Origin of the sequence: Corynebacterium sp. (assembly GCF_022712275.1) — a bacterium.
Taxonomy (GTDB): domain Bacteria; phylum Actinomycetota; class Actinomycetes; order Mycobacteriales; family Mycobacteriaceae; genus Corynebacterium.
On the sequence record NZ_JALAGU010000014.1, the window covers coordinates 1 to 20,943 of the forward strand.

The 20,943-nt window shown below is 65.3% G+C and carries 19 protein-coding genes and 1 pseudogene; 14 read left to right on the top strand and 6 right to left on the bottom strand.

Annotation, left to right across the window (positions count from 1 at the left end; genetic code table 11):
• Positions 1-281 precede the first annotated feature (281 nt).
• From Q0A27_RS02545 to tuf, 6 genes are all read left to right on the top strand, one after another.
• Complete coding sequence (locus Q0A27_RS02545; protein ID WP_291473514.1) at positions 282-3,791, top strand: DNA-directed RNA polymerase subunit beta; 3,510 nt, start codon at positions 282-284, stop codon at positions 3,789-3,791.
• A 68-nt stretch (positions 3,792-3,859) separates the two neighbouring features.
• Entirely contained in the window at positions 3,860-7,831 is a 3,972-nt protein-coding gene (locus tag Q0A27_RS02550; RefSeq protein WP_291473515.1) for a DNA-directed RNA polymerase subunit beta', read from the top strand.
• A 684-nt stretch (positions 7,832-8,515) separates the two neighbouring features.
• On the top strand, positions 8,516-8,887 hold the full coding sequence (rpsL, locus tag Q0A27_RS02555; protein WP_014010904.1) for a 30S ribosomal protein S12: 372 nt from the start codon (positions 8,516-8,518) through the stop codon (positions 8,885-8,887).
• Positions 8,888-8,890: 3 nt separating this feature from the next.
• Positions 8,891-9,361 carry a 30S ribosomal protein S7 gene (gene rpsG / locus Q0A27_RS02560; RefSeq protein ID WP_014010903.1) on the top strand — a complete coding sequence of 157 codons (471 nt, stop codon included), beginning with the start codon at positions 8,891-8,893 and terminating at the stop codon, positions 9,359-9,361.
• Positions 9,362-9,385: 24 nt separating this feature from the next.
• A complete protein-coding gene (fusA, locus tag Q0A27_RS02565; protein ID WP_291473516.1) occupies positions 9,386-11,512 on the top strand; it encodes an elongation factor G in 2,127 nt (708 codons plus the stop codon).
• 369 nt (positions 11,513-11,881) lie between these two features.
• Positions 11,882-13,072: an elongation factor Tu gene (gene tuf / locus Q0A27_RS02570; protein WP_288630564.1), complete on the top strand. Its 1,191-nt coding sequence runs from the start codon at positions 11,882-11,884 to the stop codon at positions 13,070-13,072.
• 278 nt (positions 13,073-13,350) lie between these two features.
• Here the strand turns inward: tuf and Q0A27_RS02575 are convergent, their stop codons facing one another.
• Genes Q0A27_RS02575 through Q0A27_RS02600 form a run of 6 tightly spaced genes read right to left on the bottom strand, consistent with a single transcriptional unit; the run spans position 13,351 to position 16,630 of the window.
• Positions 13,351-13,914 carry a hypothetical protein gene (locus Q0A27_RS02575; protein WP_291473517.1) on the bottom strand — a complete coding sequence of 188 codons (564 nt, stop codon included), beginning with the start codon at positions 13,912-13,914 and terminating at the stop codon, positions 13,351-13,353.
• Positions 13,911-14,480 (bottom strand): DUF6286 domain-containing protein, encoded by a 570-nt coding sequence (locus tag Q0A27_RS02580; RefSeq protein WP_291473518.1) that lies wholly within the window; start codon positions 14,478-14,480, stop codon positions 13,911-13,913. The genes Q0A27_RS02575 and Q0A27_RS02580 overlap by 4 nt, the downstream gene beginning before the upstream one ends.
• A gap of 4 nt (positions 14,481-14,484) precedes the next feature.
• Positions 14,485-15,435, bottom strand: coding sequence for an Asp23/Gls24 family envelope stress response protein (locus Q0A27_RS02585; RefSeq protein ID WP_291473519.1), 951 nt, complete (start codon positions 15,433-15,435; stop codon positions 14,485-14,487).
• Positions 15,436-15,441: 6 nt separating this feature from the next.
• The gene (locus Q0A27_RS02590) at positions 15,442-15,630 is read right to left on the bottom strand and encodes a hypothetical protein (protein WP_291473520.1); all 189 of its coding nucleotides are present in this window, start codon (positions 15,628-15,630) and stop codon (positions 15,442-15,444) included.
• Positions 15,627-16,103 carry a hypothetical protein gene (locus tag Q0A27_RS02595; RefSeq protein WP_291473521.1) on the bottom strand — a complete coding sequence of 159 codons (477 nt, stop codon included), beginning with the start codon at positions 16,101-16,103 and terminating at the stop codon, positions 15,627-15,629. Before Q0A27_RS02595 ends, Q0A27_RS02590 begins: the two co-directional genes overlap by 4 nt.
• 17 nt (positions 16,104-16,120) lie before the next feature.
• Positions 16,121-16,630 (bottom strand): Asp23/Gls24 family envelope stress response protein, encoded by a 510-nt coding sequence (locus Q0A27_RS02600; RefSeq protein ID WP_291473522.1) that lies wholly within the window; start codon positions 16,628-16,630, stop codon positions 16,121-16,123.
• A gap of 668 nt (positions 16,631-17,298) precedes the next feature.
• Here Q0A27_RS02600 and rpsJ point away from each other — a divergent pair.
• The 8 genes and pseudogenes from rpsJ to Q0A27_RS02640 all read left to right on the top strand — a co-directional run.
• Positions 17,299-17,604 carry a 30S ribosomal protein S10 gene (gene rpsJ, locus Q0A27_RS02605; RefSeq protein WP_010120790.1) on the top strand — a complete coding sequence of 102 codons (306 nt, stop codon included), beginning with the start codon at positions 17,299-17,301 and terminating at the stop codon, positions 17,602-17,604.
• 40 nt (positions 17,605-17,644) lie between these two features.
• On the top strand, positions 17,645-18,301 hold the full coding sequence (rplC, locus tag Q0A27_RS02610) for a 50S ribosomal protein L3 (protein WP_291473523.1): 657 nt from the start codon (positions 17,645-17,647) through the stop codon (positions 18,299-18,301).
• The gene (gene rplD, locus Q0A27_RS02615; protein ID WP_291473524.1) at positions 18,298-18,948 is read left to right on the top strand and encodes a 50S ribosomal protein L4; all 651 of its coding nucleotides are present in this window, start codon (positions 18,298-18,300) and stop codon (positions 18,946-18,948) included. The genes rplC and rplD overlap by 4 nt, the downstream gene beginning before the upstream one ends.
• Positions 18,945-19,247 carry a 50S ribosomal protein L23 gene (gene rplW / locus Q0A27_RS02620; RefSeq protein WP_014010892.1) on the top strand — a complete coding sequence of 101 codons (303 nt, stop codon included), beginning with the start codon at positions 18,945-18,947 and terminating at the stop codon, positions 19,245-19,247. Before rplD ends, rplW begins: the two co-directional genes overlap by 4 nt.
• A 36-nt stretch (positions 19,248-19,283) precedes the next feature.
• A complete protein-coding gene (gene rplB / locus Q0A27_RS02625; RefSeq protein ID WP_291473525.1) occupies positions 19,284-20,126 on the top strand; it encodes a 50S ribosomal protein L2 in 843 nt (280 codons plus the stop codon).
• A gap of 15 nt (positions 20,127-20,141) precedes the next feature.
• Positions 20,142-20,420: a 30S ribosomal protein S19 gene (gene rpsS, locus Q0A27_RS02630; RefSeq protein WP_066584351.1), complete on the top strand. Its 279-nt coding sequence runs from the start codon at positions 20,142-20,144 to the stop codon at positions 20,418-20,420.
• A gap of 2 nt (positions 20,421-20,422) precedes the next feature.
• The gene (rplV, locus tag Q0A27_RS02635) at positions 20,423-20,785 is read left to right on the top strand and encodes a 50S ribosomal protein L22 (RefSeq protein ID WP_291473526.1); all 363 of its coding nucleotides are present in this window, start codon (positions 20,423-20,425) and stop codon (positions 20,783-20,785) included.
• A pseudogene (locus tag Q0A27_RS02640) lies at positions 20,785-20,943 on the top strand (30S ribosomal protein S3); the annotation flags it as partial. The gene rplV and the pseudogene Q0A27_RS02640, both read left to right, overlap by 1 nt.

Genomic DNA, 20,943 nt, shown 5'->3' on the forward strand with positions numbered 1-20,943 from the left:
GGGGGGAGAAGACCAGGGGGCGCGGGTGGACTTATGTCCGTGCGTGATATAAGGTTGACGTTTGCGCTGGACTGATCTCCGGCGGTTCTGCGGAGAACACCGACGACCTTGACGGGTGATGGATTGAAAACACCACTTGACAAGGTCCATTAAGTGTTTCTACGCCCGGAATGATCTTCCGGGGACGAACCACCGGGACGTCAGTCCCTCACAGACCATCACAGACCGTACGCTCAAGCAACCGTGTTCGCCGAGATTCAAGACCCCGGCAGACACGTGAGGTGCTGGAAGGACCCATCTTGGCAGTCTCCCGCCAGACCAGTTCCACGGCCGGAATCCCCGGGGCTTCGCATCGATACTCCTTCGCGAAGATCGATGCCCCGATCGAGGTGCCCGGTCTTCTCGACGTTCAGAGAGAGTCCTTCGCCTGGCTCGTCGGCACGCCGGAGTGGCGTGCCCGTCGGCAGGCCCAGGCAGAGGAAGGGACCCGCGTCACCAGCGGTCTCGAGGACATCCTCGAAGAGCTCTCCCCTGTCGAGGACTACTCCGAGAACATGTCCCTGACCCTGTCCGAGCCGCGCTTCGACGACGTGAAGAACACGATCGACGAGTGCAAGGACAAGGACATCAACTACTCCGCGCCGCTGTACGTGACTGCGGAGTTCACCAACGCCCTCTCCGGCGAGATCAAGAGCCAGACCGTCTTCATCGGTGATTTCCCGATGATGACGGACAAGGGCACGTTCATCATCAACGGCACCGAGCGTGTCGTCGTGTCCCAGCTCGTCCGCTCCCCGGGCGTCTACTTCGACGAGTCCATCGACGCGTCCACCGAGCGTCCGCTGCACGCCGTGAAGGTGATCCCTTCCCGCGGTGCGTGGCTGGAGTTCGACGTCGACAAGCGCGACACCGTCGGTGTCCGCATCGACCGCAAGCGCCGCCAGCCTGTCACCGTCCTGCTGAAGGCCCTGGGTCTGACCACCGAGGAGATCACCGAGCGTTTCGGTTTCTCCGAGATCATGATGACCACCCTCGAGAAGGACGGCGTCGCCAACACCGACGAGGCCCTCCTCGAGATCTACCGCAAGCAGCGTCCCGGTGAGTCGCCGACCCGTGACTCCGCCCAGGCACTGCTGGAGAACAGCTTCTTCAAGGCGAAGCGCTACGACCTGGCCAAGGTCGGCCGCTACAAGGTCAACCGCAAGCTCGGCCTCGACGGCGACACCGGTGAGATGACCCTCACCGAGCAGGACATCCTGACCACCATCGAGTACCTCGTGCGTCTGCACGCCGGTGAGAAGTCCATGACTTCCCCGGACGGCACCGAGATCCCGCTGGGCACCGACGACATCGACCATTTCGGCAACCGTCGCCTGCGTACCGTCGGTGAGCTGATCCAGAATCAGATCCGCGTGGGCCTGTCCCGCATGGAGCGTGTCGTGCGAGAACGTATGACCACGCAGGACGCTGAGTCCATCACCCCGACCTCGCTGATCAACGTGCGCCCGGTCTCCGCGGCCATCCGCGAGTTCTTCGGAACCTCCCAGCTGTCCCAGTTCATGGACCAGAACAACTCGCTGTCGGGTCTGACCCACAAGCGTCGTCTGTCCGCCCTGGGCCCCGGTGGTCTGTCCCGTGAGCGCGCCGGCCTCGAGGTCCGCGACGTCCACGCATCCCACTACGGTCGCATGTGCCCGATCGAGACCCCTGAGGGTCCGAACATCGGTCTGATCGGTAACCTCGCGACCTACGCCCGCGTCAACCCCTTCGGTTTCATCGAGACCCCGTACCGTCGTGTCGACAACGGTGTCATCACCGATCAGGTGGACTACCTGACCGCCGATGAAGAGGACCGCCACGTCATCGCCCAGGCGAAGACCCCGGTCGACGCCGACGGTCGCTTCGTCGACGAGCAGATCGAGGTTCGTCTCCGTGCCGGCGACGTCGAGGTCGTTCCGGCCACCGAGGTCGACTACATGGACGTCTCCCCGCGGCAGATGGTCTCCGTGGGTACCGCGATGATCCCGTTCCTCGAGCACGACGACGCCAACCGTGCCCTCATGGGTGCGAACATGCAGAAGCAGGCTGTGCCGCTGCTGCGTGGCGAGGCCCCGTACGTCGGTACCGGCATGGAGCTCCGTGCCGCCTACGACGCCGGTGACGTCATCGTCACACCGAAGGCCGGTGCCGTGGAGTACGTCTCCGCCGACTACATCACCATCATGGACGATGACGGCGTGCGCGACACCTACATGCTGCGCAAGTTCGAGCGCACCAACCAGGGCACCTGCTACAACCAGGTCCCGCTGGTCGACCAGGGTCAGCGCGTCGAGGCCGGCCAGGCCATCGCTGACGGCCCCGGCACCCGCAACGGCGAGATGTCGCTGGGCCGTAACCTCCTCGTGGCGTTCATGCCGTGGGAAGGTCACAACTACGAGGACGCCATCATCCTCAACCAGCGCGTCGTGGAGGAGGACCTCCTCACCTCGATCCACATCGAGGAGCACGAGATCGACGCCCGGGACACCAAGCTGGGCCCGGAGGAGATCACCCGCGACATCCCGAACGTCGGCGAGGACGTCCTCGCAGACCTCGACGACCGCGGTATCGTCCGCATCGGTGCCGACGTCCGTGACGGCGACATCCTCGTCGGTAAGGTCACCCCGAAGGGTGAGACCGAGCTGACCCCGGAGGAGCGCCTGCTGCGCGCCATCTTCGGCGAGAAGGCCCGCGAGGTCCGCGACACCTCCATGAAGGTGCCCCACGGTGAGACCGGCAAGGTCATCGGCGTCCGCGTGTTCTCCCGCGAGGACGACGACGACCTGGCCCCCGGTGTCAACCAGATGGTCCGCGTCTACGTCGCCCAGAAGCGCAAGATCCAGGACGGCGACAAGATGGCCGGCCGCCACGGCAACAAGGGTGTCGTCGGCAAGATCCTGCCGCAGGAGGACATGCCCTTCCTGCCGGACGGCACGCCGATCGACTTCATCCTGAACACCCACGGTGTTCCGCGTCGTATGAACATCGGTCAGGTCCTCGAGACCCACCTCGGCTGGCTCGCCAAGTACGGCTGGACCGTGGACACCCAGTCCGAGGACCCGAAGGTCCAGGCCATGCTGGACACGCTGCCGGAGGACCTCTACGAGGTTCCGCCGGAGTCGCTGGTCGCCACCCCGGTGTTCGACGGTGCCGAGAACGAGGAGATCTCCGGTCTGCTCCGCTCGATCAACCCGAACTCCGACGGCACCCGGCTGACCGATGAGTTCGGCAAGGCCGTGCTCATCGACGGTCGCTCCGGTGAACCCTTCCCGTACCCCGTCTCGGTCGGCTACAAGTACATGCTGAAGCTGCACCACCTGGTTGACGAGAAGATCCACGCCCGTTCCACCGGTCCGTACTCCATGATCACCCAGCAGCCGCTCGGTGGTAAGGCCCAGTTCGGTGGACAGCGCTTCGGTGAGATGGAGGTGTGGGCCATGCAGGCGTACGGCGCGGCCTACACCCTGCAGGAGCTGCTCACCATCAAGTCCGATGACGTTGTCGGCCGTGTGAAGGTCTACGAGGCCATCGTCAAGGGCGAGAACATCCCGGATCCGGGCATCCCCGAGTCCTTCAAGGTCCTCCTCAAGGAGCTGCAGTCCCTGTGCCTCAACGTCGAGGTGCTCGCCGCGGACGGTACTCCGATGGAGCTCAGCTCGACGGATGACGACGAACTCGACCACGCCAACGCTGCGCTGGGCATCAACCTGTCCCGCGATGAGCGTCCGGACGCCGAGACCGACGTCGTCTAACCCAGACACCTTCCCACTTTTCACCGCACTACCGCCCTCCGGAACCACGGAGGGGAAAGGGAGTCCCCGTGCTGGACGTCAATTTCTTTGACGAGCTCCGTATCGGTCTCGCCACCGCCGACGACATCCGTCGTTGGTCCCACGGCGAGGTCAAGAAGCCTGAGACCATCAACTACCGCACCCTGAAGCCCGAGAAGGACGGCCTCTTCTGCGAGCGCATCTTCGGCCCGACCCGGGACTGGGAGTGTGCCTGCGGCAAGTACAAGCGAGTCCGTTACAAGGGCATCATCTGTGAGCGCTGCGGCGTCGAGGTGACCAAGTCCAAGGTCCGTCGTGAGCGTATGGGCCACATCGAGCTCGCCGCGCCGGTGACCCACATCTGGTACTTCAAGGGTGTGCCGTCCCGTCTGGGCTACCTGCTCGATCTCGCCCCGAAGGATCTCGAGAAGATCATCTACTTCGCCGCGAACATCATCACCTCCGTGGATGACGAGGGTCGTCACAACGACCAGTCCACCCTCGAGGCCGAGATGCTCCTGGAGAAGAAGGAGGTCGAGAACGACCGCGACGCCGAGCTGGCGGAGCGTTCCGAGAAGCTCGAGGCAGACCTGGCCGAGCTCGAGGCCGCCGGCGCCAAGGCCGACGCCAAGCGCAAGATCCAGACCGCCGCCGAGCGCGAGATGCGCCACATCCGTGAGCGCGCCGAGCGCGAGGTCGCACGTCTCGACGAGATCTGGACCACCTTCGTCAAGCTCGCCCCGAAGCAGATGATCGTCGACGAGGGCATCTACAACGAGCTCTTCGACCGCTACGAGGACTACTTCACCGGCGGCATGGGTGCCGAGGCGATCCAGACCCTCATCCGGTCCTTCGACCTCGAAGCCGAGGCCGAGACCCTCCGCGAGACCATCCGCTCCGGCAAGGGCCAGAAGAAGCTCCGCGCCCTCAAGCGCCTCAAGGTCGTCGCCGCGTTCCTGCGTTCCGGCAACGACCCGGCCGGCATGGTCCTCGACGCTGTCCCGGTGATCCCGCCGGAGCTGCGCCCGATGGTCCAGCTCGACGGTGGCCGCTTCGCGACCTCCGACCTCAACGACCTCTACCGTCGTGTGATCAACCGCAACAACCGCCTCAAGCGCATGCTCGACCTCGGTGCCCCCGAGATCATCGTGAACAACGAGAAGCGCATGCTGCAGGAGTCCGTCGACGCCCTGTTCGACAACGGTCGTCGTGGTCGTCCGGTCACCGGACCGGGCAACCGCCCGCTGAAGTCCCTCTCTGACCTCCTCAAGGGTAAGCAGGGTCGCTTCCGTCAGAACCTGCTCGGTAAGCGCGTGGACTACTCCGGTCGTTCCGTGATCATCGTCGGCCCGCAGCTGAAGCTGCACCAGTGTGGTCTGCCGAAGCAGATGGCCCTGGAGCTCTTCAAGCCCTTCGTGATGAAGCGCCTGGTCGAGAAGCAGTACGCCCAGAACATCAAGTCCGCCAAGCGGATGGTGGAGCGTCAGCGCCCCGAGGTGTGGGACGTCCTGGAGGACGCCATCTCCGAGCATCCGGTGATGCTGAACCGTGCGCCTACCCTGCACCGCCTGGGTATCCAGGCCTTCGAGCCGGTCCTGGTCGAGGGTAAGGCCATCCAGCTGCACCCGCTGGCCTGTGAGGCCTTCAACGCCGACTTCGACGGTGACCAGATGGCTGTCCACCTGCCGCTGTCCGATGAGGCGCAGGCCGAGGCCCGCATCCTCATGCTGGCGTCCAACAACATCCTGTCCCCGGCGTCCGGTAAGCCGTTGGCTATGCCGCGTCTCGACATGGTCACGGGTCTGTACTTCCTGACCATGCCGAAGGCCGCGGACGAGATCGGTGGCCAGGGTCGCTACACCCCGGCCGACGAGAACGGCCCGGAGAAGGGCGTGTACTCCTCTCTCGCCGAGGCGATCATGGCCCGCGACCGCGGCGTCCTGGGTCTCCAGGCTCCGATCAAGGTCCGGATCAGCCACCTGCGTCCGACCGCCGAGGTCGAGGCCGAGCAGTTCCCCGACGGCTGGAACAAGGGCGACACCTGGCTGGCGTCCACCACCCTGGGCCGCGTGCTCTTCAACGAGCTGCTGCCGTGGAACTACCCGTTCGTCGACGGCGTCATGGCCAAGAAGCCGCAGGCCGCGATCATCAACGATCTCGCCGCACGCTACCCGATGATCACCGTCGCGCAGACCGTGGACAAGCTGAAGGACGCCGGTTTCTACTGGGCGACCCGTTCCGGCGTGACCATCACCATGCACGACGTGCTGGTCCTGCCGAACAAGAAGGAGATCCTGGACCGCTACGAGCAGCGCGCCCAGGTCATCGAGAAGAAGTTCGGCCGCGGTGCCATCAACGGCACCGAGCGCTACAACTCCCTGGTCGACCTCTGGAAGGAAGCCACCGACTTCGTCGGTGAGTCCGTGGAGAAGCTGTACCCGGACGACAACCCGATCCCGATGATCGTGAAGTCCGGCGCGGCCGGCAACATGCGTCAGATCTGGACCCTGGCCGGCATGAAGGGCATGGTCACGAATTCGCGTGGTGACTACATCACCCGCCCGATCAAGACCTCCTTCCGTGAGGGCCTGTCCGTCCTGGAGTACTTCAACAACTCCCACGGTTCCCGTAAGGGCCTGGCCGACACCGCTCTGCGTACCGCCGACTCCGGCTACCTGACCCGTCGACTCGTCGACGTGGCCCAGGACGTCATCGTCCGCGAGGACGACTGCGGTACCAGGCGCGGCGTCACCATGCCGCTCGCTGACCCGGTGCTGGACGCCCAGGGTGCCGAGACCGGTGCCTTCCGTCGCGCCGAGTTCGTCGAGACCGCTGTCCAGGGTCGTTTCCTGACCGCGGACGCCACCGACGACAACGGCCAGGTCATCATCCCCGCGGGTGTCGACCTGGGCGACCCGGAGATCGACAAGCTGGTCGAGGCCGGTGTGCGCGAGGTCAAGCTGCGCTCCGTCATGACCTGTGAGACCTCCACCGGTGTCTGTGCGACCTGCTACGGCCGGTCCATGGCGTCCGGCAAGAAGGTCGACATCGGAGAGGCTGTCGGCATCGTGGCCGCGCAGTCTATCGGTGAGCCCGGTACCCAGCTGACCATGCGTACCTTCCACCAGGGTGGTGTCGGTGGCGACATCACCGGTGGTCTGCCGCGTGTCCAGGAGCTCTTCGAGGCCCGTGTCCCGAAGGCGAAGGCGCCCATCGCCTCCGTCGACGGCACCGTGCGCATCGAGGACGACGAGAACTTCTACACCCTCACCATCGTCCCGGACGACGGTTCCGACGAGGTCGTGTACGAGAAGCTCTCGAAGCGTCAGGGCCTGGCTGTCCTCAAGGTCGGCGACTTCGAGCGTCAGATCAAGCAGGGCGACCACGTGACCGTCGGTCAGCAGCTCCTCAAGGGTGCCGCCGATCCGCACGAGGTTCTCCGCGTCCTCGGTCGCCGTGGTGTCCAGCAGCACCTCATCAACGAGGTGCAGAAGGTCTACCGCGACCAGGGTGTGGCCATCCACGACAAGCACATCGAGATCATCGTGCGTCAGATGCTGCGCCGCGTGACGGTCATCGACTCCGGTTCGACCGAGTACCTCCCGGGTTCCCTCGTCGACCACGCCGACGCCGTCGCCGCCTCCAAGGAGGCCGTGCGTACCGGTGGACGCCCGGTCGAGGTCCGTGCCGAGATCATGGGTATCACCAAGGCCTCGCTGGCCACCGACTCCTGGCTGTCGGCCGCCTCCTTCCAGGAGACGACCCGTGTGCTGACGGACGCCGCGATCAACAAGCGGTCCGACAAGCTCATCGGCCTCAAGGAGAACGTGATCATCGGTAAGCTGATCCCGGCCGGTACCGGTATCTCCCGGTACCGCAACATCTCTGTCGAGCCGACCGCGGAGGCCCGTGCCGCCGCGTACCAGATGCCGGACTCCTACGGCTCCGGATTCTACGGTGACGACGGCTTCGGTGACTTCACCGGTGCTGCCGTCCCACTGGACGACATCGACATGAACTAGTCATGAAGTAGTTCCGGCCCAACCGGACATGTGAGCCCGGATCCTGCACTGCGGGGTCCGGGCTCTGTCGTCGGTGGGGGAAGTGTCGGCCGGCGTAGTTGTCGGTGGCCCGGTGGTAGCCGTGCACTCGTACACAACCGTCACGTTTTCCGCGCTCGCGAACAACGGAGAAGCCTGCTCCGTCATGATTGTGTGCGCGGGCACGAGGGTACCGCCCAGAAACACGACCTGGGATGCGGGATCCGTGCTGTGCGGCCCCACCTGCGCGGCCGGAGGCGGGTACGCAGGGAGAGGATGCGGGGAGGGGACCCGGCAAGAGGATGCGGGGAGAGGACGCTGAGAGTGGAGCGGAAACGGGACGCGGAAAGTGGAGCGAGGGGTCACGCCGGCGGCACAGTCGCACCAGCGCTGCGTCCTGAAGGGATTTGGCTGTACGCTCCGCATACGGTAGTGTCCAACCCCAGTCCCCGTATCAGGACTCATCCGGCCGTCGAGAGACGGTGTGGCCCCTGGGTCACCGATGATGAATCAGCAGGATGAAACTCACCCCGTAGGCCAGCGAGAGCGGCTGAGGGGTTTCGGCACGTTTAAAACAAAGTGCGCCGAGTGTCCGGGGAGAGGTCTCGTTGGCCGGCAGTGTCGACGGCACCGTCGACCGAAGTACTGAAACAAGAAAGTCGGTTCATGCCTACTATCCAGCAGCTGGTCCGTAAGGGCCGCCACGACAAGACGGCGAAGGTTGCGACCGCCGCCCTCAAGGGTTCCCCGCAGCGTCGCGGCGTGTGCACCCGCGTGTACACCACCACCCCGAAGAAGCCGAACTCCGCGCTCCGTAAGGTCGCCCGTGTTCGCCTCACCTCCGGCATCGAGGTTTCCGCCTACATCCCCGGTGAGGGCCACAACCTCCAGGAGCACTCCATGGTGCTCGTCCGTGGTGGTCGTGTGAAGGACCTTCCGGGTGTCCGTTACAAGATCGTCCGTGGTTCCCTCGATACCCAGGGTGTCAAGGACCGCAAGCAGGCCCGTTCCCGCTACGGCGCGAAGAAGGAGAAGTAAAACATGCCTCGCAAGGGTCCCGCCCCCGCACGCCCGATCGTCAAGGATCCGGTCTACGACGACGTCATCGTCTCCCAGCTGGTCAACAAGATCCTGCTGGACGGCAAGAAGTCCACCGCTGAGCGCATCGTCTACAGCGCTCTGGAGACCTGCCGTGAGAAGACCGGCACCGACCCGGTCCTCACCCTCAAGAAGGCCCTCGACAACGTGAAGCCGGCCCTCGAGGTCCGCTCCCGTCGTGTCGGTGGCGCCACCTACCAGGTGCCGGTCGAGGTCCGCCCGGGCCGCGCCACCACCCTCGCGCTCCGTTGGCTCGTGACCTTCACCCGCCAGCGCCGCGAGAACACCATGACCGAGCGTCTCGCCAACGAGATCCTGGATGCCTCCAACGGTCTCGGTGCCTCCGTGAAGCGTCGTGAGGACACCCACAAGATGGCTGAGGCGAACCGCGCCTTCGCCCACTACCGCTGGTAACCCACGAGAGTTTAAGGAATCACAGTGGCACAGGAAGTCCAGAAGGACCTCAAGAAGGTCCGCAACATCGGCATCATGGCTCACATCGATGCCGGTAAGACCACGACCACCGAGCGTATCCTCTTCTACACGGGTATCAACCGGAAGGTCGGCGAGACCCACGACGGCGCCTCCACCACCGACTGGATGGAGCAGGAGAAGGAGCGTGGTATCACCATCACCTCCGCCGCCGTCACCTGTTTCTGGGACGAGAACCAGGTCAACATCATCGACACCCCCGGTCACGTCGACTTCACCGTCGAGGTTGAACGCTCGCTGCGCGTCCTCGACGGCGCTGTCGCCGTCTTCGACGGTAAGGAGGGCGTCGAGCCCCAGTCCGAGCAGGTCTGGCGTCAGGCCGACAAGTACGACGTCCCGCGCATCTGCTTCGTCAACAAGATGGACAAGCTGGGCGCTGACTTCTACTTCACCGTCCAGACCATCATCGACCGCCTCGGCGCCAAGCCGCTGGTCATGCAGCTGCCGATCGGTGCCGAGGACGAGTTCGACGGTGTCGTCGATCTCCTCAACATGAACGCCATCACCTGGCGCGGCAAGGTCGAGGTCGGCGCCGAGCCGACCATCGAGGAGATCCCCGCGGACCTGGCCGACAAGGCCGCCGAGTACCGCGAGAAGCTGCTCGAGACCGTCGCCGAGTCCGACGAAGCTCTCATGGAGAAGTACTTCGCCGGCGAGGAGCTGACGATCGACGAGATCAAGGGCGCCATCCGCAAGATGACGATCGCCTCCGAGATCTACCCGGTCCTCTGTGGTACCGCGTACCACAACAAGGGTATCCAGCCGATGCTGGACGCTGTCATTGATTTCCTCCCGTCCCCGCTGGACGTCGAGGCCATCGAGGGCCACAAGCCGGGCCACGAGGACGAGGCTCTCACCCGCAAGCCGTCCGACGACGAGCCGTTCTCCGCGCTCGCCTTCAAGATCGCAGCGCACCCGTTCTTCGGCAAGCTGACCTTCGTCCGCGTGTACTCCGGCTCCGTCGAGCCCGGCGAGCAGGTCCTGAATGCCGTCACCGGCAAGAAGGAGCGCATCGGCAAGCTCTTCCAGATGCACGCCAACAAGGAGAACCCGGTCGAGAAGGCGCACGCAGGTAACATCTACGCCTTCATCGGTCTCAAGGAGACCACCACCGGTGACACCCTCTGCTCGCTGACCGATCCGATCCAGCTGGAGTCCATGGACTTCCCGGATCCCGTGATCAAGGTCTCCATCGAGCCGAAGACCAAGTCCGACCAGGAGAAGCTGGGTGTCGCCATCCAGCGCCTGACCGAAGAGGACCCGACCTTCACCGTCGAGCTCGACGAGGAGACCGGCCAGACCATCATCGGTGGCATGGGCGAGCTTCACCTCGACGTCTTCGTCGACCGCATGAAGCGCGAGTTCAAGGTCGAGGCCAACGTCGGTGCCCCGCAGGTCGCCTACCGCGAGACCATCCGCAAGACGGTCGAGAAGGTCGAGTTCACCCACAAGAAGCAGACCGGTGGTTCCGGTCAGTTCGCAAAGGTGATCATCGGCATCGCCCCGTACAACCCGGACCCGGAGACCCTGGAGGAAGGCGAGGACCCGAACTACAAGTTCACCAACGCCGTCACCGGTGGTCGCATCCCCCGCGAGTACATCCCGTCGGTGGACGCCGGTATCCAGGACGCCATGCAGTACGGCTATCTCGCCGGCTTCCCGCTGGTCGACATCGAGGCCACCCTCATCGACGGTGCCTACCACGAGGTCGACTCCTCCGAGATGGCCTTCAAGATCGCCGGTTCCCAGGCTCTGAAGGAGGCTGTCGCCAAGGCGAAGCCGGTCCTCCTCGAGCCGCTGATGGCTGTCGAGGTCACCACCCCTGAGGAGTTCATGGGTGAGGTCATCGGCGACATCAACTCCCGTCGTGGCCAGATCGGTTCCATGGAGGACCGCTCCGGTGCGAAGGTCGTCAAGGGCAAGGTCCCGCTGTCCGAGATGTTCGGCTACGTCGGTGACCTGCGTTCGAAGACCCAGGGCCGTGCGAACTACACCATGATCTTCGACTCCTACGGTGAGGTCCCCTCGTCCGTGGCCCAGGAGATCATCGCCGAGCGCAACGGCAACGCCTAGCGCCCCCCCCCGGTGCCCCACCATCCGTGGGGTTCCCCCGGTGAACAGATGTTCATCGGAGGGACGCCACGGGGGTAGGGGTCAGCACTCCGTATCCCTCACGTCAGGCCCGGTTTTCACGGACAGGGTTTGTGCGTTAGGATGCTGGGTGCTGGCCGTTACCCAGCCGCAGTGTGTCCGGCCGACCGACCTCGGTCCGTCCGGATGGAGTGGGTGAACCCCGCCCGGCAATCACACTGTCTGATGCTGTTACCGGCGTAAGTAAGGCCCGGGACAGGCCACCGCATCCGGCGGTGACTCCCTGTCACGGGAGATACACAACAAGTGGTCGCGAGAGTCGTGGCCACCGAGAAGTCCAGGAGGACAAAAGTGGCGAAGGCTAAGTTCGAGCGCACGAAGCCCCACGTTAACATCGGCACCATCGGTCACGTCGACCACGGCAAGACCACGACGACCGCTGCCATCACCAAGGTTCTGGCTGACACCTACCCGGACCTGAACCAGGCCTTCGCCTTCGACGCCATCGACAAGGCGCCGGAAGAGCGTGAGCGCGGCATCACGATCAACATCTCCCACGTGGAGTACCAGACCGAGAAGCGCCACTACGCCCACGTGGATGCCCCGGGTCACGCCGACTACATCAAGAACATGATCACCGGTGCTGCTCAGATGGACGGCGCGATCCTCGTTGTCGCCGCCACCGACGGCCCGATGCCGCAGACCCGTGAGCACGTCCTCCTGGCCCGCCAGGTCGGCGTCCCCTACATCCTCGTCGCCCTGAACAAGTGCGACATGGTTGACGACGAGGAGCTCATCGAGCTCGTCGAGATGGAGGTCCGCGAGCTTCTCGCCGAGCAGGACTACGATGAGGACGCCCCGATCGTCCGCATCTCCGCTCTGAAGGCTCTCGAGGGAGACCCGGAGTGGACCGCCAAGATCGTCGAGCTCATGCAGGCCTGCGATGACGCCATCCCGGACCCGGAGCGCGAGACCGACAAGCCGTTCCTGATGCCGGTCGAGGACATCTTCACCATCACCGGCCGCGGCACCGTGGTCACCGGTCGTGTGGAGCGGGGCGTCCTGAACCTGAACGACGAGGTCGAGATTCTCGGTATCCGCGAGAAGTCCCAGAAGACCACCGTCACCTCCATCGAGATGTTCAACAAGCTGCTCGACACCGCTGAGGCCGGCGACAACGCCGCCCTGCTGCTCCGCGGTCTCAAGCGCGAGGATGTCGAGCGCGGCCAGGTCATCGCCAAGCCGGGCGCCTACACCCCGCACAAGAGCTTCGAGGGCTCTGTTTACGTCCTGTCCAAGGACGAGGGCGGCCGCCACACCCCGTTCTTCGACAACTACCGTCCGCAGTTCTACTTCCGGACCACCGACGTCACCGGCGTCGTGAAGCTGCCGGAGGGCACCGACATGGTCATGCCCGGCGACAACGTCGACATGTCCGTCGAGCTCATCCAGCCGGTCGCCATGGACGAGGGCCTGCGCTTCGCTATCCGCGAGGGTGGCCGCACCGTCGGCGCCGGTCGTGTCACCAAGATCAACGACTAGTCTCGTTGACCTGGGTGTCCGGGCCCCGGCCCGGATGCAGGTACACACCGCCTGACACAGGCACCACGAAGCCCCCACCACTGATCCCCAGGGATCGGAGGCGGGGGCTTCGTCATGTCCGGTTCGGGATCCGGTGACGGTCCACTACGGGATGGCCGTCGGTGAGGGGGAGTGCACTGCCGGGCCACGACAGGGGCGGCGGACCAGATGGTCCGCCGCCCCGTGGTCCCTGACTTCAGCGCGCCACGTCAACGCACCCTGTCAGGCCGTACGCCAGATCAGTTGTTCTGCTTGACCTGCTCTATCTGGAGCAGGAACCGGGGCCGGATGTCCTGTCCGGGCACTGCGGCCCTGATGTCAGCAGAGGCCCGGGTACAGGCCTGACGCAGGTCTGCGACATCGGCCTCCGCCGTGGCACGCAGCCGGATCTCGAGGACATCGGTCGAACGGTCCTGCACCGCCCGGAACGTCGCAGAACGGATGTCGTCACGGGTCTCGAAGCTCTGCGCGACGGCGGACGCAAGATCAGCCGGATGGATACTGATCACCCCGGCGGTACCGGAGGCCGGCGAGGTCTTCCGGCCCAGCCTTTTGCGCTCGATGTTCACCGCCAGCAGCACCAGACCCAGGATGAAGAGCACGAGAGCGGCGATGCGCAGGATGTCATCGTAGTTCTCCCTGTCCGGCAGCCCGGTCCAGAAGTCCCGGTCGGCGTACTCGCCGATGCGGTGGGCGAACTCCCAGTCGATCGCCAGGCCGATGCCCCAGGTGGCCAGGCCCGCGAAGACCAGGAAGAGCAGGAAGGTGATGAAGCGGTTGAAGCCCGCCTTTCCACGGTTCACCGATCCTCACCTCCCGGTGTCGAGGCGACGACCTTCACGACGACGGCCGGCTCGGGATCGAGCATTGCAGCGAGATGTCCGACCTGGTCCGAGACACCCGCTGAGACGGCGTCGCGTTCGTCCTGGTCACCTGCGGCGGTGGTGACAGTCACGGTGATGCGCTTGCGGGTCGCGACGGTGGACGCACGGAGCACGCCACCTGCCTGTCGGGCGGCCGCGGTACTCATGCGGGCGACATCGACCGGCCGGGCGTAGAGGGCGGCGTCCTCCCCGAAGGAGAGGTGCGTCCGAGCACGCGGACGCAGCGTCGCCACGAGCAGGACCAGGGCCACCAGAGCGCAGCCGATCGCTGAGGGAAGGACCCAGCCGGCATACCTGACCTCGCCGATCCAGTCATAGACCGGGGCCAGCAGCTGGTCGGTACTGATCGACTCCTGCACGACCAGAAGATCGTGGAGGGCAACACCGCCGGTGGCCAGCAGAACCAGGCCGAGGAGGATCGTCCACCACCGCGCCCGCGGGGACGCCGCGGGTACCGGTGCCGGCGCCGTGGACTGTTCACTCATGTGCTCATTCCTTTCCTTCGAACGGTCGGCCGCCGGCGTCAGTGGCGTCAGCAGCGCCACCGGCATCCCCGGTACCGCTGTGCCGCACGACGGTCGGGGTGATGCGGGGATGGCGGTTAACCGTCACCGGTATCACCTTGTGACGGCTGATCTGCGGGTACGTTGTGACGCAAAGCCCCTGCGGGGTGGGCACGGCCTTCACCGGCAGTCCCTGCGGGGTGGGGATGTTCTCCAGGCGGGGACCGGGCGGCGTCGGGATGTCGTGTATGACCGGACGTGGCGTCGGTGTCTCAGGCTCGATCGCCGGGGAGTGCGTGACGTCCACCGGAGTGAGGGGCGCGCGCGGCGCGGTCTGCACCTCGTCGAGTTCCGGTGCCGGGGGAGTGGTGACATGGTCAGGACGCTGCGGGCGTCCGGCGCGCACCGGTGTCAGCGGAGTATGTTCGCGGGTGACCGGGTGACCGGCTTCGGGCACCGTGCGCTCAACCGTGGGGGATGTGACGGTGAGCGGAGTGGCGACGACCGGTTCGAGCTCGGGGGAGCGCGGGGCGTCTGCCAGATCGGTGGCGGTAACGCGTTCGGCCGGAACGACGGCACCGACACCCACGTTGACCGTGGAGACGGCGATCCCGGTTCCGTCGGTGATCCACTGCGCGACCGTCTCACGGACGGTCTTGGCGACGTCCACCGCCGGACTGGGCCAGGCGACGGCGATCTGGATGTCGACGCTGACCGAGCGGTGTCCGGCGTCCCACCGCAGTTCGGCGCGCGGCAGACTGCGACCGGTGAAGCGGTTGATGCCCGAGGAATGACTGAGGACGCCGGGTACCGACAGTGCGCCGCGGACGGCGAACTGCCGGGGGATCCGGTCGTCAATCGTTGTGGTGCTCCGGGAAGTGCTCGGGGAAGTGCTCGGGGAAGTGCTCGGGGAGGTGTTCGGGGAAGTGGGCTCCACGGTGGATCAGCCCCGTCCGCGGTGCCCCGAGCTGAAGACGGCCCGAAGGTCGATCAGTCCCTCGAGGTGGGCGCCGACGATGCCGCCGACACCGCACAGCACGGCGACGACGAGGAAACCGGTGATCCCGGCCCACAGGGCGCCGACGGCGAGCAGGAAGCCGACGAGTACGCCGAAGAGGGTTGCGTACCTCATTGTTTCTCCGATCTGGAGTTGCTGGAGTCTCTGGTGGTGCCCGTGTCCGTGTACCGGCGGGCACCCGGGAACTTGCGGGGGAGATGCCCCTGGACGGAGCGGACCATGGAGGACGCCGCCTTGCCCGCGGTCTTACGGACCTTGCGCAGCTTCGGCGTCTGGGTGTCGACGACCCGGCGTGCCCGGTCACGGATCTCCTCGGCCCGGCGGTAGACCTCGTCGGTGTACTGCTCGGCGAGATCGGTGGCCTGGCGCGCGACATCGTCCGGGATGAACCCGGGCAGGTGGATGTCGTTGAATTCCGGGCGGGGCCGGGTGCGTCGTTGCCACTCGGCGTCGAGTCGGTCGAGTGCCTCGATAAGCGCCTCGTCGGAGCCGCCGTGATCCGGATGATTCTCACGGATCACCTGGCGGCGCCGCTTGACGTACTCCGGGTCGTCCCGGAAGGAGGCACGGGAGGTGGGGTCAGCCATGGTCTCTGCAGTCCCGGTTACTGGACGCGGGGAGCCTTCTCGGGCTCGACGTCCTCACTCTCACGGTCGTCGTCACCCGGGAGGTGGACGTCGTGGACGGTGACGTTGACCTCGGTGACCTCCAGACCGGTCATCTCCTCGACGGAAATGATGATGTTGCGGCGGATGGCTTCGGCGAGCTCGTGGATGGCGACGCCGTACTCGGCGACGATGGAGATGTCGACGGCCGCCTGGCGCTCGCCGACCTCTACGGAGATGCCCTGCTGGACGTTGACGCGTCCACCCGGGATGCGCTCGCGCAGCGCGCCGAGAGCACGGGCGGTGGATCCGCCGAGGCCGTGGACTCCGGTGACCTCGCGGGCGGCCATGCCGGCGATCTTCGAGACGACGACGTCGGCGACGGAGGTGCGACCGTGGTCGGTGACCAGGTTGGAACCGTCGTCGCGGACGGCCGGGGTGGTGGAGGAGGCGGAGGACGAGGGGGTTGTGTTACCGGTGTTCTCGTCCGCGGGCGTGGAGTTGCTCATGTGGGGGCATCCTTCGTTGGGTAGCTGGTCGGTGTGTGTCCTGCGCGGTGCAGAAGCTCTTCTGTGTCCATGGTAGACACCTGTGAAAGCTGAATGTCCTGCAGTTCGGGACCACGTGATCCACATCCCGACCGCCATGACGGTGTGATGTTCACCATGCTACGCGGTGGACGGTTCCCCGGACTTGATTGTCGCCGGTCGGACGTGCTTTAATACCTCTCGTTGCTTTGACACGTCTCCTGCGCGCCCGGAACACCTCCGGACGCAAGACGGTGACGATGGTGAAGTGAGCATGAACCACACGGAGGCCCTCCGGGGCGGCCAAGGGTTCCAGCGCAGGGTCACGGACTTGTCCGTCCTGCGGGAGCCGGAGTGGGGCATGGCAAATAAACAGCGGCAGTTAAGCGAAGGTCCCACGCATCATGGGGGGCTCTTCCTCGGATGGCTGGGGTTCCCCGGTCGTTTCCGGTCAGTGACGGCGCAGCGGTGATTGCCTCCCCTCCCCGTCCCGGATTCGACGCAGGAACCCGCACGGTCATGAAGACACTGGCGTCTGTGCCAGCTTCATAAGCCGGACAGCGTTAACCAAGAAACAAGAAGTTCCCACGCCATCGGGCAGGGAAGACACCCACCCGTCATTGGAACGGGGAACGAGGAAGAGGACTAGCGTGGCGGGACAGAAGATCCGCATCAGGCTCAAGGCCTATGACCACGAGGCAATCGACGCTTCTGCCAAGAAGATCGTCGAGACGGTCACCCGTACCGGTGCCCGCGTGGTCGGCCCTGTGCCTCTGCCCACCGAGAAGAACGTGTACTGCGTCATCCGTTCGCCGCACAAGTACAAGGATTCTCGCGAGCACTTCGAGATGCGCACCCACAAGCGGCTCATCGACATTCTCGACCCGACGCCGAAGACCGTTGACGCTCTCATGCGCATCGATCTTCCGGCCAGCGTCGACGTGAACATCCAGTAATCCTGGTCTTTGAGTCGGAACTGAGCAGCGGAGCAGAATTATGAGCGAAAACGAGATCAAGGGCATCCTGGGCAAGAAGCTCGGCATGACCCAGATCTTCGACGAGGAGAACCGGGTCGTCCCGGTCACCGTCGTCGAGGCTGGGCCCTGTGTCGTCACCCAGGTGCGCACCAAGGAAACCGACGGCTACGATGCCGTCCAGATCGCCTTCGGCGACATTGACCCGCGTAAGGTCAAGAAGCCGCAGGCCGGTCACTTCAAGAAGGCCGGCGTGACCCCCCGCCGCCACGTGACGGAGATCCGCGTCGAGGACGCCTCCGCCTACGAGGTCGGTCAGGACATCACCGCCGAGCTCTTCGCCGACGTCACCTACGTTGACGTCACCGGCACCTCCAAGGGTAAGGGCTACGCCGGCGCCATGAAGCGCCACGGCTTCGCCGGCCAGGGCGCCTCCCACGGTAACCAGGCTGCCCACCGCCGCGTCGGCGGCATCGGCGCCTGCGCCACCCCGGGTCGTGTCTTCAAGGGCACCCGCATGGCAGGTCGCATGGGTAACGAGCGCGTCACCCTGCAGAACCTCAGGATCGCCCGGGTGGACGCCGAGTCCAACCTGGTGCTGATCAAGGGTGCCATCCCCGGAATCAACGGTGGCATCGTCACCGTCAAGACCGCAGTGAAGGGCGGTGCACACGCATGAGTAATCTGACCCTCAACGTCCACACCGCTGACGGATCCACCAACGGCACCGTTGAGCTTCCGGCGTCGATCTTCGACGTCGAGCCCTCTGTGCCGCTGATGCACCAGGTCGTCGTGGCGCAGCTGGCCGCGAAGCGCCAGGGCACCCACGCCACCAAGACCCGCGGCGATGTCCGCGGCGGTGGTAAGAAGCCGTTCCGCCAGAAGGGCACCGGTCGCGCCCGTCAGGGTTCCACCCGTGCGCCCCACATGACCGGTGGTGGCACGGTCCACGGTCCGCAGCCGCGTGACTACGACCAGCGCACCCCGAAGAAGATGAAGGCCGCCGCCCTGCGCGGTGCTCTGACCGACCGCGTCCGCAACGAGCGCATCCACCTGGTGGAGGAGCTCGTCGCCGGCCAGACCCCGTCGACCAAGTCGGCGCGTTCCTTCCTGGAGCGCCTCACCGACCGCAAGACGGTCCTGGTTGTCCTCGGTCGCGAAGACGTCACCGCCTGGAAGTCCGTGAACAACCTCCCGGCTGTCCACGCGCTGTCCTTCGACCAGCTGAACACCTACGACGTCCTCAACGCGGACGACGTGGTCTTCTCCGTCGAGGCGCTCAACGGCTTCATCGAGCAGTCCAGCAAGAAGGAGGAGGCCAAGTGACCACCATCGCTGACCCCCGGGACGTCATCATCGCCCCCGTCGTCTCCGAGAAGTCCTACGGTCTCATGGAGCAGAACGTCTACACGTTCCTGGTGAGCCCGGACTCCAACAAGACCCAGATCAAGATTGCCGTCGAGGAGATCTTCGGTGTGAAGGTCGCCAGCGTGAACACCCTCAACCGTGCAGGCAAGCGTAAGCGCTCCCGCACCGGTTACGGTCAGCGCAAGGCCACCAAGCGCGCCATGGTCACCCTGGTCGCCGGCAGCGAGCCCATCGACATCTTCGGTGGCGCGGCCTAGGCCGCGGATACCGACAGGTAAAGAGAGAGCAGAAGTATGGCTATTCGCAAGTACAAGCCGACTACGCCGGGTCGCCGCCAGAGTTCCGTGTCCGAGTTCGACGAGATCACTCGTTCGACCCCGGAGAAGTCTCTGCTGCGCCCGCTGTCCAAGACCGGTGGCCGCAACGTCCACGGCCACATCACCACCCGTCACAAGGGTGGTGGACACAAGCGCCGTTACCGCGTCATCGACTTCCGTCGTGTCGACAAGGACGGTGTGCCCGCCAAGGTCGCCCACATCGAGTATGACCCGAACCGCACCGCGAACATCGCGCTGCTTCACTTCGCCGACGGCGAGAAGCGGTACATCATCGCGCCGAAGGGTCTCAAGCAGGGCCAGGTCATCGAGACCGGTGCCCAGGCTGACATCAAGGCGGGTAACAACCTGCCGCTGCGCAACATCCCGACCGGTACCACCATCCACGCTGTGGAGCTGAAGCCGGGCGGCGGCGCCAAGCTGGCCCGTTCCGCCGGTGCTTCCATCCAGCTGCTCGGTAAGGAAGGCAAGTACGCGATCCTGCGTATGCCGTCCACCGAGATCCGTCGCGTCGACATCCGTTGCCGCGCCACCGTGGGTGAGGTCGGAAACCAGGACCAGATCAACATCCGCTGGGGCAAGGCCGGCCGTATGCGCTGGAAGGGCGTCCGCCCGACCGTCCGCGGTGTCGTCATGAACCCGGTCGACCACCCGCACGGTGGTGGTGAGGGTAAGACCTCCGGTGGTCGCCACCCGGTCTCCCCGTGGGGTCAGCCTGAGGGCCGCACCCGCAAGCCCAACCGTCCGAGCGACAAGCTGATCGTCCGCCGTCGCCGTGCCAACAAGAACAAGAAGCGCTAAAGGAGGTAGTTGAGAATGCCACGCAGCCTCAAGAAGGGCCCGTTCGTGGACGAACACCTCCTCGCGAAGGTGGACGCCCAGAACGACGCCGGCACCAAGAAGGTCATCAAGACCTGGTCGCGCCGTTCGACCATTCTCCCCGATTTCATCGGTCACACTTTCGCCGTCCATGACGGTCGGAAGCATGTCCCGGTGTTCATCGACGATTCGATGGTCGGTCACAAGCTGGGCGAGTTCGCCCCGACCAAGACCTTCAAGGGTCACATCAAGGACGACAAGAAGGGTCGGCGATAGTCATGTCCGACACCATCAACTCCGCACGCGCCACGGCCAAGTTCGTTCGGGTCACCCCGATGAAGGCCCGTCGCGTCATCGACACCATCCGCGGCAAGTCCGTGGAGGACGCGCTGGCGATCCTGCGCTACGCCCCGCAGTCGGCTTCTGAGCCGGTCGCGAAGGTCGTGGCCTCCGCCGCCGCGAATGCCGAGAACAACTTCGGCCTGGATCCCGACTCGCTCGTCATCTCCGCGGCTTTCGCCGACGAGGGACCGACGCTCAAGCGGTTCCAGCCCCGCGCCCAGGGTCGGGCCTTCCAGATCCGCAAGCGCACCAGCCACATCACCGTGGTTGTCGAGAGCCAGAAGGGAAGTGCTCAGTAGTGGGCCAGAAGATTCACCCCCACGGCCTCCGGCTGGGTATCACTTCCGAGTGGCGCTCCCGCTGGTACGCCGACAAGCAGTACGCTGACTACCTCGCCGAGGACATCAAGATCCGCGAGTTCCTGTCGAAGGGCCTCGACCGCGCCGGCATCGCCGAC

What these genes read in the sequence shown, in the direction of transcription:
- rpsL (WP_014010904.1), top strand. Translation starts at nt 8,516, where the DNA reads ATGCCTACTATCCAGCAGCTGGTCCGTAAGGGCCGCCACGACAAGACG.
- rpsG (WP_014010903.1), top strand. Translation starts at nt 8,891, where the DNA reads ATGCCTCGCAAGGGTCCCGCCCCCGCACGCCCGATCGTCAAGGATCCG.
- Q0A27_RS02580 (WP_291473518.1), bottom strand. Translation starts at nt 14,480, where the DNA reads ATGAGTGAACAGTCCACGGCGCCGGCACCGGTACCCGCGGCGTCCCCG.
- Q0A27_RS02590 (WP_291473520.1), bottom strand. Translation starts at nt 15,630, where the DNA reads ATGAGGTACGCAACCCTCTTCGGCGTACTCGTCGGCTTCCTGCTCGCC.
- Q0A27_RS02595 (WP_291473521.1), bottom strand. Translation starts at nt 16,103, where the DNA reads ATGGCTGACCCCACCTCCCGTGCCTCCTTCCGGGACGACCCGGAGTAC.
- Q0A27_RS02600 (WP_291473522.1), bottom strand. Translation starts at nt 16,630, where the DNA reads ATGAGCAACTCCACGCCCGCGGACGAGAACACCGGTAACACAACCCCC.
- rplC (WP_291473523.1), top strand. Translation starts at nt 17,645, where the DNA reads ATGAGCGAAAACGAGATCAAGGGCATCCTGGGCAAGAAGCTCGGCATG.
- rplD (WP_291473524.1), top strand. Translation starts at nt 18,298, where the DNA reads ATGAGTAATCTGACCCTCAACGTCCACACCGCTGACGGATCCACCAAC.
- rplB (WP_291473525.1), top strand. Translation starts at nt 19,284, where the DNA reads ATGGCTATTCGCAAGTACAAGCCGACTACGCCGGGTCGCCGCCAGAGT.
- rpsS (WP_066584351.1), top strand. Translation starts at nt 20,142, where the DNA reads ATGCCACGCAGCCTCAAGAAGGGCCCGTTCGTGGACGAACACCTCCTC.
- rplV (WP_291473526.1), top strand. Translation starts at nt 20,423, where the DNA reads ATGTCCGACACCATCAACTCCGCACGCGCCACGGCCAAGTTCGTTCGG.